The sequence below is a fragment of the Novosphingobium sp. IK01 genome, assembly GCF_033242265.1.
GTDB classification, from domain to species: Bacteria; Pseudomonadota; Alphaproteobacteria; order Sphingomonadales; family Sphingomonadaceae; genus Novosphingobium; species Novosphingobium pituita.
The window spans coordinates 1338701-1354742 of sequence record NZ_BTFW01000001.1 but is presented as its reverse complement, the minus strand read 5'-3'; the positions used below and the strand labels follow the sequence as shown (position 1 = coordinate 1354742).

The 16042-nt window shown below is 69.0% G+C and carries 14 protein-coding genes; 6 read left to right on the top strand and 8 right to left on the bottom strand.

What is annotated here, in order from left to right; translation table 11 throughout:
* Positions 1-4: 4 nt before the first annotated feature.
* On the bottom strand, positions 5-457 hold the full coding sequence (locus tag SBI20_RS06310; RefSeq protein WP_317974258.1) for an EF-hand domain-containing protein: 453 nt from the start codon (positions 455-457) through the stop codon (positions 5-7).
* Positions 458-556: 99 nt separating this feature from the next.
* A complete protein-coding gene (locus SBI20_RS06305) occupies positions 557-1081 on the bottom strand; it encodes a hypothetical protein (RefSeq protein ID WP_317974257.1) in 525 nt (174 codons plus the stop codon).
* 190 nt (positions 1082-1271) lie between these two features.
* Between SBI20_RS06305 and SBI20_RS06300 the strand changes: the two genes are divergently transcribed.
* A complete protein-coding gene (locus SBI20_RS06300; RefSeq protein WP_317974256.1) occupies positions 1272-1997 on the top strand; it encodes a response regulator in 726 nt (241 codons plus the stop codon).
* Positions 1994-3337, top strand: coding sequence for an ATP-binding protein (locus SBI20_RS06295; RefSeq protein ID WP_317974255.1), 1344 nt, complete (start codon positions 1994-1996; stop codon positions 3335-3337). The genes SBI20_RS06300 and SBI20_RS06295 overlap by 4 nt, the downstream gene beginning before the upstream one ends.
* Here the strand turns inward: SBI20_RS06295 and SBI20_RS06290 are convergent, their stop codons facing one another.
* The 3 genes from SBI20_RS06290 to SBI20_RS06280 all read right to left on the bottom strand — a co-directional run bounded on the left by SBI20_RS06290 (position 3338) and on the right by SBI20_RS06280 (position 6868).
* Positions 3338-4264: a Gfo/Idh/MocA family protein gene (locus SBI20_RS06290; RefSeq protein WP_317974254.1), complete on the bottom strand. Its 927-nt coding sequence runs from the start codon at positions 4262-4264 to the stop codon at positions 3338-3340.
* Between the two features lie 4 nt (positions 4265-4268).
* Positions 4269-5267 (bottom strand): AraD1 family protein, encoded by a 999-nt coding sequence (gene araD1, locus SBI20_RS06285; protein WP_317974253.1) that lies wholly within the window; start codon positions 5265-5267, stop codon positions 4269-4271.
* 74 nt (positions 5268-5341) lie between these two features.
* Positions 5342-6868, bottom strand: a complete 1527-nt coding sequence (locus SBI20_RS06280; protein ID WP_317974252.1) for an aldehyde dehydrogenase (NADP(+)) — start codon at positions 6866-6868, stop codon at positions 5342-5344.
* A 191-nt stretch (positions 6869-7059) separates the two neighbouring features.
* Between SBI20_RS06280 and SBI20_RS06275 the strand changes: the two genes are divergently transcribed.
* Positions 7060-7803, top strand: a complete 744-nt coding sequence (locus SBI20_RS06275; protein WP_317976050.1) for a FadR/GntR family transcriptional regulator — start codon at positions 7060-7062, stop codon at positions 7801-7803.
* Between the two features lie 95 nt (positions 7804-7898).
* Here SBI20_RS06275 and SBI20_RS06270 read toward each other — a convergent pair whose 3' ends face one another.
* Positions 7899-9149 carry a sugar MFS transporter gene (locus SBI20_RS06270; protein WP_317974251.1) on the bottom strand — a complete coding sequence of 417 codons (1251 nt, stop codon included), beginning with the start codon at positions 9147-9149 and terminating at the stop codon, positions 7899-7901.
* Positions 9150-9412: 263 nt separating this feature from the next.
* Here SBI20_RS06270 and SBI20_RS06265 point away from each other — a divergent pair, with 263 nt between their 5' ends.
* From SBI20_RS06265 to SBI20_RS06255, 3 genes are read left to right on the top strand one after another with little or no spacing between them, the layout of a single operon-like run.
* Positions 9413-10600 carry an aldose epimerase family protein gene (locus SBI20_RS06265; RefSeq protein ID WP_317974250.1) on the top strand — a complete coding sequence of 396 codons (1188 nt, stop codon included), beginning with the start codon at positions 9413-9415 and terminating at the stop codon, positions 10598-10600.
* 10 nt (positions 10601-10610) lie between these two features.
* A complete protein-coding gene (locus tag SBI20_RS06260) occupies positions 10611-12419 on the top strand; it encodes an IlvD/Edd family dehydratase (RefSeq protein ID WP_317974249.1) in 1809 nt (602 codons plus the stop codon).
* 18 nt (positions 12420-12437) lie between these two features.
* Complete coding sequence (locus SBI20_RS06255; RefSeq protein WP_317974248.1) at positions 12438-13301, top strand: SMP-30/gluconolactonase/LRE family protein; 864 nt, start codon at positions 12438-12440, stop codon at positions 13299-13301.
* 120 nt (positions 13302-13421) lie between these two features.
* Here the strand turns inward: SBI20_RS06255 and SBI20_RS06250 are convergent, their stop codons facing one another.
* Together SBI20_RS06250 and SBI20_RS06245 are read right to left on the bottom strand one after the other, a co-directional pair.
* Complete coding sequence (locus tag SBI20_RS06250; RefSeq protein WP_317974247.1) at positions 13422-14063, bottom strand: ParB-like protein; 642 nt, start codon at positions 14061-14063, stop codon at positions 13422-13424.
* 3 nt (positions 14064-14066) lie between these two features.
* Positions 14067-15761, bottom strand: a complete 1695-nt coding sequence (locus SBI20_RS06245) for a SulP family inorganic anion transporter (RefSeq protein ID WP_317974246.1) — start codon at positions 15759-15761, stop codon at positions 14067-14069.
* Between the last annotated feature and the right edge of the window lie 281 nt (positions 15762-16042).

Sequence of the window (16042 nt, the reverse complement as noted above, 5' to 3'; positions counted from 1 at the left end):
ACCCTCATCCTCTCGCGCGGGCGCGGGCTGCGTCGCGCACGGCAGAGGCTTCGGCCTTACTGACCAGCCCGTCGTGATTGGCATCGGCCAGATCGAAGCCGGGGGTGGGCCCTTCGACGAATTCGGCGCGGCTCACGCGGTGGTCGCCATCGGTGTCGAAGGCCTCGACCAGGGCATCGAGACGCGGGCCGACGCGGCCAGAGAGCAGCGCGGGGACATCCTCGCGCGAGAGGAAGCCATCGCCGTTGCGGTCGATGCGCAGGAACTGCGACTGGCGCCAGAGGTGGAATTCGGCGCGGCTGACGAGGCCGTCGTGGTTGGCGTCTGCCTCCATCAGGCGCCCGGCCATGTCACCCCCGAAGGCCGGGGACGGACGGGCGAAGGTGAGAGCAGGGGCGAGGGCCGTTCCGGCCACAGCCAGGGCGACAGCGAGAATCGGGCGATGCAAGGCATGCATGGGAAATGCTCCGGGAGGGGGCAGCCGGAAGGGGGCTCCGGCTGCCACAGGGAAGGGGGGCGAGAGGGGCCCGGAAAGCCTGTCAGTGACAGACAAGGATCAGTGACAGGCGACCGACTGGCCCGAGGCATCGGTGCAGCCGCCGCTGTGAACGGGCTTGCCGGTGGTCGGGTCGATGGTGGTCGAGCCCGAATAGGACTTGCCCGTCGCGCTGCTCGTGGCGCTGCTCGAACGGCTGCCCGACCACGTGCCATCGGCGCTGCGCGAGAAGCTGCCGCTACTCTGGGCTGAGCCGCGCGCGCCGCTCACGCCCGCCGAACCGCTGCGGGTGAGCGAGCCGTCGGCGCCTTGCGTGGTGGTGCCGCCACGATAGCCGCGCGCGCCATTGGCGCCCACGAAGCCGCCACCGCTGGCGCTGGTGACCGAGCCATCGGCATTCTGCTGGATCGTGTGGCCGCGGGCCATCACGCCGCGCGGGCCGGAGGCGACAGCACCACCGGTTCCCGCGCCATTGTTGAAGTGCAGGCGGCCACGGGCCTGCGCGGGGGCGGTGGCGCCCAGCGCGAGGGCGGCGGCGCACAGCAGGGTGCCCAAAGCGGGAAGAGAAGAGGGGGAACGGGGCATCGCATCGGTCCTTTCCAGGGAAAAAGCGGGCCCCCTTGTCGGGGCCGCCTCCTGTCTGAGGGTGTCGTGCATCGAGGGTATGTCGGGCCAGCGCCTCTGTGTGGCAGGGCGTGACAGGGGAGCGGGCCTGTCACGGTTTGTCATACCTGCGTTGCTGGAGCGCGCGGGCGCGGGCTGGTAGCAAGCAGGCATGAGCGAAAAAGCCCCCCGTGTTCTGGTGCCCCGCGTTCTGGTCGTCGACGACGATCCCGAACTGCGCGGCCTGCTGCAACGGTTCCTGTCCGAGCACGGGTTCCACGTGCGCGCGCTCGACGGTGGCAAGGCGCTCGATCAGGCGCTCGCGCGCGATCCGGCCGATGTGATCGTGCTCGACCTGATGATGCCGGGCGAGGACGGGCTGGCGATCTGCCGCCGCTTGCGCGCGCAGGGCGATACCACGCCGATCCTGATGCTGACCGCGCGGGGCGATGCCATCGACCGCGTGCTGGGGCTGGAAATGGGCGCCGATGACTATCTGCCCAAGCCGTTCCTGCCGCGCGAACTGGTCGCGCGGCTCCATGCGATCCTGCGCCGTCTGGGCCCCGAGCGCACGCTGATTCGCGACGAGGTGGTCGAAATCGGCCCGTTCACGATCAACTTTTCGGCGATGAGCGTCGCGCGCGAGGGGGCTCCGGTGGCTTTGTCGAGCCGGGAATTCGCGCTGCTGGCCGCGCTTGCGCGCAGTGCCGGGCGCCCGCTCAGCCGCGCCCAGCTGATCGAGCGGGCGCTGGGGCGCGATGCGGAGGTGACCGACCGCGCGATCGACGTGGCCGTGGGCCGCTTGCGCCGCGCGCTGGGCGACGATGGCGCCGACCCGCGCTTCGTGCGCACGGTCTGGGGCGTGGGCTATGTGCTGGTCGACGGGGGCGCGGCATGAAGGGGCGGCTGTTTACCCGCAATGTCGTCACCCTCGTGCTCACCGTGCTGGCCGGGCAGATGGTGGCCGCCGTGCTGGTCTTCCTGCTCGTCATGGAGCCGCAGGCGCGGCGGCTTGCCCAGATGACGGCGGACATGACCGACATCGTGGGCATGCAGATGGCCCGGATGACCGGCCCCGAGCGCGAGGCGCTGGTGCGCCGCCTCAATGCCGGGCAGGCCGTGGCGATCCGGCCCGGCACCGATGCGCCCGGCGGGGGGCTGCGCCGCCCGACGATCATCGAGCGCGAATTCCTGGCCGCCATGGCCGATCGCTTCAACCATGGCGCCCCGCTCGAATGGACGACCGACCGGCAATCGCGGCTGTGGGTGCGGCTCTGGCTGGGCGGGCCGGGGGTGGTCGGGCAGGACTGGTGGGTGAGCCTGACCCCGCCGGGCATGCGGGCGCCGTTCACCGGCATGGTGATCGCCGGGGTCACCGCGCTGGTGGTCTCGCTGCTGGGGGGGATCATGCTCCAGCGCCATCTCGACCGGCCCTTGCGGCGTCTGGCTGCCGGGGTCGACGCATTGGACCCGGATGCCCTGATTCGGGAGGAGCCCGATGGCGGCCCGCGGCTGGCTGAAGATGGCCCTGCCGAGATTGCCGCCGTGGCCCGCGCGTTCAACCGCATGGCCGCGCGTCTGGCTGCCCACGAGGCCGAGCGCGCGCTGATGCTCGGCGCGGTCAGCCACGACTTGCGCACGCCGCTCACCCGCCTGCGGCTGAGCCTCGAACTGCTCCACGACAGCGACGCCGACCTGCTGGTGCGCGCACGCGGACAGGTCGACCGGATCGAGGCGATGCTCGCCCAGTTCCTCGACATGGCCCGCTCGATGAGCGCCGAGCAGCCGTGCCCGACCGATGTCGTCGCGCTGCTCGTCCATGCCGCCTTCGATGCCGGGTTCGACACGGAGCGGGCAGGGGAACTGGATCTGGTGGTGCCCGAACGACTGGAAGCCATGCTGCGTCCGGGCGCGAGCGCGCGGGCGATTGCCAATCTGCTGGGCAATGCCCTGCGGCACGGGACGGGGCCCTATCGTCTGGCTGCACGGGTCGAGGGGAGGGAACTGGTGATCGAGGTGGCCGACAGCGGGGCCGGTTTTGGGCCCGAAATGGCCGAGGCCTTGTGCCGTCCGTTCGCGCGCGGGGATGCCGCACGCGGCGGCGACGGGGCCGGGCTGGGGCTGGCCATCGCCGCGCGGGTGGCCGCGCTGCATGGGGGGCGGCTGGATTTCGTCCACGCGGGCGCGATGTTCTGTGCGCGCCTGCGCCTGCCGCTGGTGCCGCCCCGGCAGGCCTGATCAGTCGAAAAAGGCCTCCGTCGTCAGGCGCGTGCCGCGCAGGAACGCATCGGCCACGAGGGTCAGCGGGGATACGTCGACATCGCTGCGCCCGCCCGTGACCAGCGTGGCAAAGCGGGCGTAGAGGCCGGGATATTCATGATCCTCGTTGCGCACGGTTTCGCTCGGCAGGGTCAGGACCGCGCCGCCATGGGCCAGCTTGAGCGTGCCCGCGTCGGTTTCGACCAGAACGTCCCAGCTCTGCGGGCCGGTCTGGCGCCAGTCGAGGTCCATGTGGATCGGGGCGCCGCGCGTGTCGCGGAAATGGAGATCGGCGGCGATGGGCGCGGCCCGGTTTTCCGGGATTTCGAGCGTCGCTTCCGACAGGAAGAACGGACGCGGCAGGATGTGGGTGATGATCGAGAGGGCATTGATGCCCGGATCGAACACGCCCAGCCCGCCCGGCTCCCAGATCCAGGCCTGTCCCGGATGCCACACGCGCACGTCCTCGCGCCAGATCACCTTGACGCTGTCGATGCGGCGCTCGGCCAGCCAGGCCCGCGCCGGGGCGACCCCGGCGGCAAAGCGCGAATGCCACGAGGCGAACAGCGAGGCGCCGGTGCGCTCGGCCTGCGCCGAAAGCGCGTGGACTTCGGCCAGGGTTGCCCCCGGCGGCTTTTCGAGGAAGACGTGGATGCCCCGGGCCAGTGCCTGCGCGGCCAGGTCATAGCGGACCTGCGGCGGGGTGCACAGCGCCACCGCGTCGATCGCCGGGCCCTCTTCGAGCAGGGCGTCGAGGCTGCGCAAGTGGGGCACGCCCTCGATCCCGCTGTCGCGCGGGCTGACCGTGGCGGCAAGGCTGAAGGCGCGGTTGCCCGCGATGGCGGGAAGGTGCTGGTCGCGGGCGATCTTGCCCATGCCGACCACGGCGATGCGGATCGGGTCCATCGCCTCAGAGCACCGTCACGGCGGCCAGCGCCGGGCTGGCGGCGGCGCGCGCCAGCGTGTTGCGCAAGGGCAGCGCGAAAGGCGCGGCGGCAATCGTGAACGTGTCGCCTTCCTGCGTGCTGATCCCGTCGCTGAACGAGAGCGTGGCCGTGCCGAAGAAGTGGACGTGAATGTCGCCGGGGCGGCGGAACAGGTCGTACTTGAAGTGGTGGTGTTCGAGGTTGGCGAGGCTGTGCGACATGTTGTCCTCGCCCGAGAGGAACGGCTTTTCCCAGATCGTCTGGCCACCGCGTTCGAGGCTGCTGGTGCCACGGATGTCGGCGGGCGGGGTGCCGAGCAGCAGTTCGGCGCCAAGGGCGGCCTGACGCAGCTTGGAATGGGCCAGCCACAGGTAGTTGTGGCGTTCGGTCACATGGTCGGAAAACTCGTTGGCGAGCGCGAGGCCGAGGCGATAGGGCGTGCCGTCCTCGCCGATCAGGTAGATCCCGGCCAGTTCGGGTTCCTCGCCGCCGTCCTTGGCAAAGGCGGGCATGGTCAGCGCCTCGCCGGGGCCGACGAGCTGGGTGCCGTCGCCCTTGTAGAACCATTCTGGCTGCTGGCCTTCGGCGCCCGGCGCGGGCTTGCCGCCGGCGAGCCCTTCGAGGAACATCCGCATCGAATCGGTCTGCTTTTCGGCCTGCGCCGCATCGCGGTGCATCTTGTCGCGCCCTTCGGCCGAGCCGAGGTGGGTGAGGCCGGTGCCGGTCAGCAGCACGCGGGCCTTGTCGTCGTGGTCGATGGCCGGGAGCAGGGTTCCGGCGGCCAGCTCCGCAGCGATGTCGACGGTCTTGTCGCTGGCGCGCGCGGCGGCGGCCTGCGCCATGGTCTGCCCGGCGGCAATGGCGGCCAGCGCCAGCTCCCGCACGGTCTGCACGCCGTCGAGGAAGACGGCGCTTTCGCCCCGGGCGAGGATCACCGAGCGCGCGCCATCGGCGGCGCGGTGCTGGAGAAGGCGGGTTGCCATGTTCAGGGTCTCCTCGGCCGGGCGTCCGATGGCGCCCGGCCTCTTGTCGTTGAAGTTGAAGGAAGGACTTGAAATCAGAGGGTCAGCTTGCCGTCGATCAGGCGCGGGGCGCCATCACCGAAGGCGGCATCGGTCAGTTCGGCGGGCAGCAGTTCCGCGCTCAGGTTCTGGTAGCTGACCGGGCGCAGGAAGCGGTCGATGGCCATGCTGCCGACCGAGGTCGTGCGCGCGTCCGAGGTGGCCGGGAAGGGGCCGCCGTGGACCATCGCGTGGCACACTTCGACACCGGTGGGCCAGCCATTGGCGAGGATGCGCCCGGCCTTGCGTTCGAGGATCGGCAGCACGCGCGCGGCCAGCGCCTCGTCGGCCTGGTCCATGTGCAGCGTGGCGGTCAGCTGGCCTTCGAGGCCCTTGAGCACGCTGACCAGTTCGGCCTCGTCGGCGCAGGTCACGATGACCGAGCTGGACCCGAACACTTCGTGGCCCAGCGCCGGATTGGCAAGGAATGCCTTGGCATCGGTCACGAACAGGGCCGCGCCGCCGCAGGGGCTGGTGCCTTCGGCGCCCTTGCCCAGCGTTTCCACGCCGGCTGCGCCCGCGAGCGCCGCGACGCCCTTTTCATAGGCGGCATGGATGCCTGCCGTGAGCATGACCTGCGGCTGGGCCGCGCTCACCGCTTCGCGAGCGGCGCCAAGGAAGGCGTCGAGGCCTTCGCCCGCAATCGCCAGCACGAGGCCCGGATTGGTGCAGAACTGGCCTGCGCCCATCGTGAGCGAGCCAACGAACGCCGTGCCCAGCGCCGCGCCGCGTGCCGCCAGCGCCGAGGGCATCAGCAGGACCGGATTGACCGCCGACATTTCGGCATAGACCGGGATCGGCACGTCGCGGTTCTGCGCGATGCGGGCGAGCGCGAGGCCGCCTGCGCGCGAGCCGGTGAAGCCCACCGCCGTGATGCGCGGATCGGCGACCAGCGCCGCGCCCAGCTCGTTGCCGGGGCCGACCAGATGGCCGAACACGCCCTCGGGCAGGTCGCAGGCGGCAACCGCGCGGGCGATCGCGCCAGCCACCAGCGCGCCGGTTTCAGGGTGGGCCGGATGGCCCTTGACCACCACCGGGCACCCGGCGGCAAGCGCCGAGGCGGTGTCGCCCCCGGCCGTCGAGAAGGCGAGCGGGAAGTTCGACGCACCGAACACCGCCACCGGGCCGAGCGGGATCATGCGCAGGCGCAAGTCGGGACGGGGCAGGGGCGCGCGGTCGGGCAGGGCCGGATCGATGCGCAGCTGCTGCCATGCGCCCGCGCGCACGACCGATGCGAACATCCGCAGCTGGCCCATTGTGCGGCCGCGCTCGCCTTCGAGGCGTGCGCGCGGCAAGCCGCTTTCGCGCATGGCCGCAGCGATCAGCGGTTCGCCGATGGCCAGGATCTCGTCGGCGATTCGTTCGAGGAAGGCGGCGCGTGCCTCGCGCGGGGTGGCGCGATAGGTATCGAAAGCGGCATCGGCAGCAGCGCACAGGCGCGCCACGTCTTCAAGCCCGTGGACAGCAATCGGGTCGCCATGGGCGGCGCCGGTTTCGGCCACAATGGAGCGGAACTCGGTCATGTGCATCTCCAGTATTTACTCCGACATATTCCGGGTTTTTGTCAAACGCAATAATTGTCGTTCCCCGCCCCCCTACTCCCTGCTAGCAAAAGCGGACAAGGAGGTAGTCAGGCCCGGTGACAGAACGGAAAATTTTGACGGCAGAATGTGATGCGGCGCTCGCGTGCGAAACTGGCGCGGCGGGCGATGGCCTGCGCGGCGCCGAGGCGCGCGGGCTGGATACGCGCGGGCCGGGACGGCGGTTGCATGGCGCCATTGCGCTCAAGCTGGGAACGGCAATTTTGTCGGGCCAATACCAGCCCGGAGACATCCTTTCGGGCGAGGTCGCCTTCGCCGAGGAACTCAAGGTTTCGCGCAGCGCCTATCGCGAGGCGATCCAGGTTTTGACGGCCAAGGGGCTGGTGTCGAGCCGCCCGAAGGCCGGAACGCGGGTCCAGCCGCGCGAGCGCTGGAACCTGCTCGATCCCGAAGTTCTGGCCTGGGCCTTTACCGGCGAACCCGATGTCCAGTTCGTGCGCGACCTGTTCGAACTGCGCGCGGTGGTCGAGCCGGCGGCGGCAAGGCTGGCCGCCCAGCGGCGCGACAAGGCCGATCTCAAGGCGATGAAGGATGCGCTCACCCTGATGCGCCGCCACACGCTGACGACCGAGGCCGGGCGGGCCGCCGACCGTGATTTCCACGACGCGATCCTCCATGCCACCCACAATGCCGCGATGATCGTGCTGACTGCCAGCATCGGCGCGGCGGTCCACTGGACCACCCAGTTCAAGCAGCGTGGCCGCGAATTGCCGCGCAACCCGATCCCCGACCACGTTCGCGTCTACGAGGCCATCGCGCAAGGCGATGGCGATGGTGCGGCAGAGGCGATGGGGGCGCTTGTCCAGCTCGCGCTCGAAGATACCGCAAGTGTGATGGCTGACGCCGGGCGGGAGTGAGCGAGGCCTTGGCGCCAGCCTTCCGAAGAAACCACGAAAAACCCGGAGAAAGCCATCTTTCTCCGGGTTTTTCCTTGCCGCCGGCAAAACTCCGGTCAGCGGACCTGCTCTTCTTTCGTCTTCGCGCCCCAGAGCGCATAGAACAGGATGTAGAGCTCGCAGGCGGCGGTCAGCAGGAACGAGGTCTGAAGGCCGAAGGCATCGGCCAGCTGGCCCTGCACGACGACCAGCGCCCCACCCGCGATAGCCATGATCAGCAGCCCCGAAGCTTCCTCGGTGAGCGGGCCCAGGCCCTTGATTCCCAGCGTGAAGATCGTGGGGAACATGATCGAGTGGAACAGCCCGACAAGGATCAGCGCGGCCATCGCCACCGGCCCGTGGGCCAGGACGGTGATCATCATGACGATGAAGGCGCCGATCGAGGCCACCGCCAGCACATGGCGTGCGTTGACTTTCTGCATGATCGCCGCGCCCGCAAAGCGCCCCACCATCATCCCGCCCCACAGCAGCGTCAGATAGCGACCGGCCTGCTCGTGGGTGAGGTTGCCGATGTCGTGCTGGCTGGTGAAGTTGACGAAAAGGTTGGCCACGCCGATTTCGGCGATCAGGTAGATGAAAATCGCCGGAATACCGAAGACGAGGTTGCGATGGGCCCAGAGCGAATGGGCCTTGCGCTCCTCGCGGGCCATGCGGCTGTTGGCGCTGCCCATGGCGGGCAGCGGATAGCGCGCGATGACCACCGCCAGCACGATCAGCACGACCGCAACCAGCGCATAGGGCAGGATCACCGAGTGGGCATCGGCCAGGCGCTCGGCCGGGGTCAGCACCGCGCCGTCAACCGCCGTGCCGCTCTTCGATCGGCCCAGGATGAGATAGGAGCCGAACAGCGGGGCCATCATCGTACCCGCCGAATTGAGCGCCTGGACCAGCGTGAGCCGCGAGGAGGCGGTCTCGGCCGGGCCGACCACCGCGACATAGGGATTGGCGGCGACCTGAAGCAGGGTGATCCCGCTGGCGATCACGAACAGCATGATCAGCGTGACGCTGTAGGACGGGATGCTGGCCGCCAGCATCATGCCCAGCGCGCCGCCTGCCATGATCAGCAGGCCAGTGACCATCGAGGCCTTGTAGCCGATCCGCTCGATCAGCTTGGCCGAGGGGATCGAGGCAAAGAAATAGGCGATGAACCACACCGATTCGATCAGCGTGGTCTGGGTGTAGGTCAGTTCGAACACGCTGCGCAGATGCGGCAGCAGCGTGTTGTTGATCACCGTGATGAAGCCCCACATGAAGAACAGCGTGGCCAGCAGCGTCAGCGCGCGCCCATAGCTTCCGCCATGAGGCATGGACTGGTTCGGGGCGTTTGAATGCGGGTCGGCCTGCGACGCCGCCGTAGTCACGACAGGGGGCATGGAAATCCTCTCAACTGATACCCGAAGGACGTCCGGCGGCTTTTATGATCCGGCTTGCGCTCCTTCTATTTGTCAGACTATATGATAAATCATGGCCGCGTCAATGACCCGTGCTTCGCTGCCTGCGCGTTTCGCGAAGAGGGAAAAACGGCGGGGGTAAAACAGCGGGGAAAAACAGGCCGATGATGGAGGATGGGATGAACACGAAGGCAGTCAGTCTTGCCGCCGGTGTCGCGGTGGCGGCTCTGGCGCTTGTGCCGCAGGCCGGGGCCTGTGCCGCGACCGCCACGCCGGCCACGCCCGCCGCGACCGTTGAGGCGCTTCAGGACGAGGCGGGCACGCTGGCCGATGGCAGCCGGATCATGGCCATTACGCTCAAGGCCCGGAACGGCGTTTCCGCGCGCATCCTGAGCTATGGCGCCACGCTGCAATCGCTTGTCGCGCCCGACCGTCAGGGCCATCTGGCCGACGTGCTGCTCGGCTACGACGATCTGGCCGGCTATGTCGATCATCCCAACTTCTTCGGCGTCACCGTGGGGCGCGTGGCCAACCGCATTGCGGGCGGGCGCTTCACGCTCGATGGCAAGAGCTTCCAGCTCCCCCTCAACGACAACAAGGTCAACAGCCTCCACGGCGGCGGGCAGGGCTTCGACAAGCAGGTGTGGCAGGTCGTTGCGGTCAGGTCCGGGCCGGTCGCCAGTGTCGAACTGGCCCGTGTCAGCCCCGATGGCGAGGCCGGCTATCCCGGCACCGTCCGCACGAGCGTGACCTATTCGCTCGACAACAAGGGCGACCTGACCATCGCCTTTGCCGCGAGCACCGACAAGCCCACCATCATCAACATGACCAACCACGGCATTTTCAACCTCGCGGGCGAAGGCTCGCCCGACGGGGCGATGGACGAAGTGCTGACCATCCCGGCCCGCGCCTATACTCCGGTCGATGCCGCGCTGATCCCCACGGGCGAATTGCGCCCGGTGGTGAACACCGTGTTCGATTTCACCAGGGGGCGCCGCCTGGCCGATGGCCTGCGCGACGGCACCGACCCGCAGATCGTCGCCGGGCGTGGCTATGACCACAACTTCGCGCTCGACAAGGGGGTGACCGCCAGCCCCGAACTGGTCGCGCGGCTCGAAGATCGCACCTCGGGCCGGGTGCTCGAAGTGCTGTCGACCGAGCCGGGCGTGCAACTCTATACCGGCAATTTCCTCGACGGGACGCTCGTTGGCAAGCACGGCCATGTCTATCGCATGGGCGATGGCATCGCGCTCGAACCGCAGAAGTTCCCCGATGCGGTTCACCATCCCGCCTTCGTTTCCACCCGCGTCGATCCTGGCAAGCCCTATCGCCATGTCATGATCTATCGCGTCACCACCTCGCGCTGAACAGGCCCCTATGACCGACCCCAAAACGCCCCATGGCCCCTCGACGCTGCGCTCGCGCGCCTGGTTCGATAACCCCGACAATATCGACATGACCTCGCTCTATCTGGAGCGCTACCTGAATTTCGGCCTCAGCCTCGAAGAGCTGCGCAGCGGCAAGCCGATCATCGGCATCGCCCAGACCGGCAGCGACCTTTCCCCCTGCAACCGCCACCACCTCGTGCTGGCCGAGCGCATCCGCGAGGGTATCCGCGAGGCGGGCGGCATCGCCATCGAGTTTCCGGTCCACCCGATTCAGGAAACCGGCAAGCGCCCGACTGCCGGGCTCGATCGCAACCTGGCCTATCTCGGCCTTGTCGAGGCGCTCTACGGCTATCCGCTCGACGGCGTGGTGCTGACCACCGGCTGCGACAAGACCACGCCCGCGCTGCTGATGGCGGCGGCCACGGTCAACATCCCGGCCATCGCGCTCTCGGTCGGCCCGATGCTCAACGGCTGGCACAAGGGCGAGCGCACCGGTTCGGGCACGATCGTGTGGAAGGGCCGCCAGATGCTCGCGGCGGGTGAACTCGACGACGAGGGCTTCATCAAGCTCGTTGCCTCGTCGGCCCCCTCGACGGGCTATTGCAACACGATGGGCACGGCCACCACGATGAACTCGCTGGCCGAGGCGCTGGGCATGATGCTGCCCGGTTCGGCGGCGATCCCCGCGCCCTATCGCGACCGTCAGGAATGCGCCTACCACACCGGCAAGCGCATCGTGGACATGGTGCGTGAAGACCTCAAGCCCTCGGACATCCTCACCATCGAGGCCTTCCACAATGCCATCGTCGTCAATTCGGCCATCGGCGGATCGACCAATGCGCCGATCCATCTGGCCGCGCTCGCCCGCCATGTCGGCGTCGACCTGCCGCTCGACGACTGGCAGCGGCTGGGCCACAAGGTGCCGCTGCTCGTCAACCTGCAACCGGCGGGCGAATATCTGGGCGAGGACTATTACCGCGCGGGCGGCGTTCCGGCGGTGGTCAGCCAGCTCATCGGGCAGGGCCTGATCCATGAAGGCGCGATGACCGTCAATGGCAAGACCATGGGCGAGAATTGCCGGGGCGTGGAAATCGAGGACGAGAAGGTCATCCGTCCGTTCGCCCAGCCGCTCAAGGAAGAGGCGGGCTTCCTCGTCCTATCGGGCAACCTGTTCGACGCGGCGATCATGAAGACCAGCGTGATCAGCGAAGAATTCCGCAGCCGCTACCTGTCGAACCCCAATGACCCGGAAGCCTTCGAGGGCCCCTGCGTGGTCTTCGACGGGCCTGAAGACTATCACCACCGCATCGACGATCCGGCGGTCGGCATCACGCCTGAAACGCTGCTGTTCATGCGCGGGGCCGGGCCCATCGGCTATCCGGGCGCGGCTGAAGTCGTCAACATGCGCCCGCCTGCCTACCTGATCACCGAAGGCGTCAGCGCGCTGCCTTGCGTTGGCGACGGGCGCCAGTCGGGCACTTCGGGCAGCCCTTCGATCCTCAACGCCAGCCCCGAAGCGGCGGCGATGGGCGGTCTGGCCCTGCTCGAAACCGGCGACCGCGTGCGGATCGACCTCAGGGCGGGCACGGTCAACGTGCTGGTCTCCGACGAGGAACTGGCCGCGCGCCGGGCCGCGCTCGAGGCGAAAGGCGGCTATCCCTATCCCGCCAGCCAGACCCCGTGGCAGGAGATCCAGCGCGCGCTGGTCGGCCAGATGAACACCGGGGCGATCCTCGAAGGCGCTGAAAAGTATCAGCGTATTGCCCAGACGCGCGGCCTCCCGCGCGACAACCACTAAGACGTGACGGAGGCCGGGATGACGCTTTGGCGCAAGGTCGAGCGCGATATTGCCGATACGCTGGGCGAGGGCACGCTGTGGTGCCCGCGCGACGGCGCCTTGTACTGGACCGACATCCTGGCCCCCGCGCTCAACCGGCTCGATCTGGCCAGCGGGGCGATCACCCGCTGGACCATGCCCGAGCCGCTGGGCTGGGTGGCCGCCCATGGCGAGGGTGGCCTTCTGGGCGGCTTTCGCAGCGGGGTGGCGCGGATCACGCTCGATCCGCTGGAGATCGGCCCCTGCCACGATCCCGAGCCGCACCTGCCGGGGAACCGCATGAACGACGGCAAGGTCGACCACCACGGCGCGATCTGGTGCGGAACGATGGACATGGCCGAGGAAGAAGCCACGGGCGCGCTCTATCGCCTTGCGCCCGATGGCACGTTCAAGGCCATTGATACGGACTACAATGTGCCCAATGGTCCGGCGTTCTCGCCCTGTGGCCAGTGGCTCTACCATGCCGACAGCGGCAAACGGACGATCTACCGCTTCGCGCTGGAGGCGCAAGGGGCCAGCGGGCGCGAGGTCTTCGTGGAACTGGGCGAGGCCGATGGCTATCCCGACGGCATGGCTTGCGATGCGCAAGGCTTCCTGTGGTCGGCCCACTGGGACGGCGGCCGGATCAGCCGCTATGCCCCCGATGGCCGCCTCGACCGCGTGATCGAACTGCCCGCGCGGCGGATCACCAACATCGCCTTTGCCGGTGACAAGCTCGACCGCATGTTCGTGACCAGCGCGCGCGTGGGGCTCGATGATCCGAGTGAATTCGATGGCGCCCTGTTCGAGGTGGACAGCGGCGTGACCGGCATGCCGCCCGGCACGTTCGGCCTGGCCCGGTAAAGCTGCGGGGCGGGTTGTCGCCTCGCGGATTGTAATAAAAGAAAGGGATATTGCAGGGGGCAGGGCCCCCTGCACCCCATGAGCTTTGGATGGGGCCGTTCTTGTGGCGAGGCTGGGCTTTCAGTCGTCTTCGTCGGGGCCTGCAAAGCCGGGCAGGTGTCGCGCCGCGTGGCTGCGGGCCAGGTCGGTGGCGTCGGACAGGGTCTTGTCGAACTTGTGGGCCAGCTTGCGCGGGCCGAAGTGGTCGCGAAAGAAGTCGGCCCAGAGAAATTCGGCATAGGGCCGCCCGGTCTTGGCATAGCCGCCCGCCCGGCGCACGGCGCCTGCCAGCGAGCGCCACGGGTCGTCCTCCAGTTGCGCGACATGGTGGGGCAGCGCCTTCCATTCGCGGCGGCGCCCGCGCGCGTCATAGGGATGCAGCCAGTTCTGCGCGTCCATGAAGGCGAGGAAGCGGCGGCGCGACAGGTGCGACAGCCGCGCAACGACCGAAACCATCACGTCTTCCACCCCTTCAAGGTGCAGCGCGAGCGCCAGATGATGGTGATCGAGCATCCACCATGTCTCGTCCGGGCCGACCACGGCGGGGATCATGTGCGCGCCCAGATAGCGCGCGGCCTCGGTCTCATGGACCGAGCGGCGGGCGATCCAGTCGTGCCGTTTGCGCTCCACCTCGCGCATGCCCACCGTCATCTGCGTGGGGCGCAAGTCGGCAATGGCGACGGCCTTGAGAATCGGCTGGATGATTGGACCGGCAAGGGACATGGCTCAGGCCTCCGGAATGGGTGTTTGCGCTAGTGCGACGGCATCGGCAACGCTGAAAGTGGCATGGCGCGCCAGTTCGGCCATCGCGGGCCCGGCAGCGGCGATCACCGCGCGGGCGCGGTCGTGGGTGCGCGCCAGAATCAGCCGCCCCCCGCGCGCGACGAGGGTGGCGTGCAGTTCGGCCAGTGCCTCGGCGGCGGTGCTGTCGAGGTCGTCGCTTTCTTCGAGGCTGAGCACGACCACCTTGCACCCCGCCGTCTGCGCCCGCGTGGCGACGAGCCCCAGCACGGTTTCGGCATTGGCGAAGAACAGCGGGGCGTTGGGGCGATAGAGCGCGAGGCCGGGCACGACCCCGGCTTCGGGATGGGCGCGACGGTCGACGAAATCATGGCCCTGTTCCGGGTCGTCGGGCACGTCCGGGCTCAGGCGGCCCAGTTCGCTCAGCGAGGGGTGGGCGAGGCGATAGAGCAACTGGGCCAGACTGAGGCCGATGGCCAGCAGCATCCCGTCGAGCACGCCGAGCATCAGCACGCCCAGCGCCGCGCTCGGCGCCGTCCAGCGGTCACGGCCCAGCCGCCATGGCCGCAGCAGGGGCGCGGGCGCCAGCGCATGGGTGAGCGCCGCGATCACCACGGCGGCCAGCACGGGGCGGGGGATCTGCGCGATCAGCGGCCCGGCCCAGAGCGCCAGCACCAGCAGCGCCACGGCGGCGATCAGCCCGGCCATGCGGCTGCGCGCGCCTGCCGCCGCGCTGGCATTCCCCGCCGAAAAGCCCGCGCCCACCGGCATGCCCTGCGCCAGCGCGGCACAGGCATTGGCAAGGCCGAGCGCGGCCAGCTCGCGATTGGCCGAGAGCCGGTCGCCATGGGCCAGTGCCAGCGTGCGTATCGTGCCCCAGCTTTCGGCAAAGAGGATCAGCACCAGCGGCAAGGCCAGCGGCGCGAGGCGCAACCAGACCGCCGGATCACCGGGCAGGGTGGGCAGGGCCAGCGCCAGCGGGGCGGGGCCAGCGAGCGCCACGCCATGCGCGGCCAGCCCGCCCCCCAGTCCGCTCCAGCGTGCCCCCGCGATCCCCAGCGCCATGACCAGCAAGGGGCCGGGTACCACCGGCCATCGCCGCAATAATGCCAGCAGCATCAGTGCCCCCAGCCCGCAGGCCAGACTGGCCCCGTTCCAGTTCGGCATGGCGCGGACGACGCCCCACAGCACGGACCAGACGGGGCCACCAAGGTCGGGTACGCCGGCGATATGGGGCAACTGGCGCACGATGATCGTGAGTGCCAGTCCAAAGGTAAAACCCCGCAGCACGGGCCGCGAGACGAACCCGGCAAGGCTTCCCAGCCGCGCCAGCGCCAGCGCGGCAAACAGCAGCCCGGCCAGCAGGGTCAGCGCGGTGACATTGGCGTCCATCGCCTGTGCCCCGACACTTCCGCTCCCGCCAGCCAGGCTGACTCCAGACAGATTGGCCAGCGCCGCCGCCAGAATGGCCGCCGACGAAGACGTGGGCGAAACAACGGCAAACCGGCTGCGCCCGAGCAGGGCATAGGCCAGCCCCCCGGCCACCCCCGCCGCCAGTGCCCGCCCCGGCGCCAGCCCGGCGATCCCGGCATAGGCGACAGCCTCGGGCACCATGATCCCGGCCACGGCCAGCCCGGCCAGAGCATCCCAGCCCAGCCCAGCCAATCTCAGCCGCGCCAAGCCCGGTTTCGCCACAGCCGGCGTTTCCGCGCGCTCTGGCTCGCATTGCGCCGCGTGTCGTGTTGGTCCCGCCTTCGCCAAGTTCATGCGCACCTCTCACCTGGCCTGTGAAACCGGTTTGGCCACAGCGCAAGCGTGCCGCAAGAACATGGATCAATTTGGCAGAAGAAGCAGGCTGAAAGGCCGCCAGCGGGTTTCCACGCCGCTCACGCGGCGCGGCCAAATTTGCCGTGTGTCGAGATTGCATTAGTCAGTACTGGACGATGTTTGCCCCATCTCTC

Bases quoted from the DNA above. Each gene is read 5' to 3' on its own strand.
- SBI20_RS06265 (WP_317974250.1), top strand. From the start codon at position 9,413: ATGAACACGAAGGCAGTCAGTCTTGCCGCCGGTGTCGCGGTGGCGGCT.
- SBI20_RS06310 (WP_317974258.1), bottom strand. From the start codon at position 457: ATGCATGCCTTGCATCGCCCGATTCTCGCTGTCGCCCTGGCTGTGGCC.
- SBI20_RS06270 (WP_317974251.1), bottom strand. From the start codon at position 9,149: ATGCCTCATGGCGGAAGCTATGGGCGCGCGCTGACGCTGCTGGCCACG.
- SBI20_RS06260 (WP_317974249.1), top strand. From the start codon at position 10,611: ATGACCGACCCCAAAACGCCCCATGGCCCCTCGACGCTGCGCTCGCGC.
- SBI20_RS06250 (WP_317974247.1), bottom strand. From the start codon at position 14,063: ATGTCCCTTGCCGGTCCAATCATCCAGCCGATTCTCAAGGCCGTCGCC.
- SBI20_RS06295 (WP_317974255.1), top strand. From the start codon at position 1,994: ATGAAGGGGCGGCTGTTTACCCGCAATGTCGTCACCCTCGTGCTCACC.
- SBI20_RS06255 (WP_317974248.1), top strand. From the start codon at position 12,438: ATGACGCTTTGGCGCAAGGTCGAGCGCGATATTGCCGATACGCTGGGC.
- SBI20_RS06305 (WP_317974257.1), bottom strand. From the start codon at position 1,081: ATGCCCCGTTCCCCCTCTTCTCTTCCCGCTTTGGGCACCCTGCTGTGC.
- SBI20_RS06280 (WP_317974252.1), bottom strand. From the start codon at position 6,868: ATGACCGAGTTCCGCTCCATTGTGGCCGAAACCGGCGCCGCCCATGGC.
- SBI20_RS06290 (WP_317974254.1), bottom strand. From the start codon at position 4,264: ATGGACCCGATCCGCATCGCCGTGGTCGGCATGGGCAAGATCGCCCGC.
- araD1 (WP_317974253.1), bottom strand. From the start codon at position 5,267: ATGGCAACCCGCCTTCTCCAGCACCGCGCCGCCGATGGCGCGCGCTCG.
- SBI20_RS06300 (WP_317974256.1), top strand. From the start codon at position 1,272: ATGAGCGAAAAAGCCCCCCGTGTTCTGGTGCCCCGCGTTCTGGTCGTC.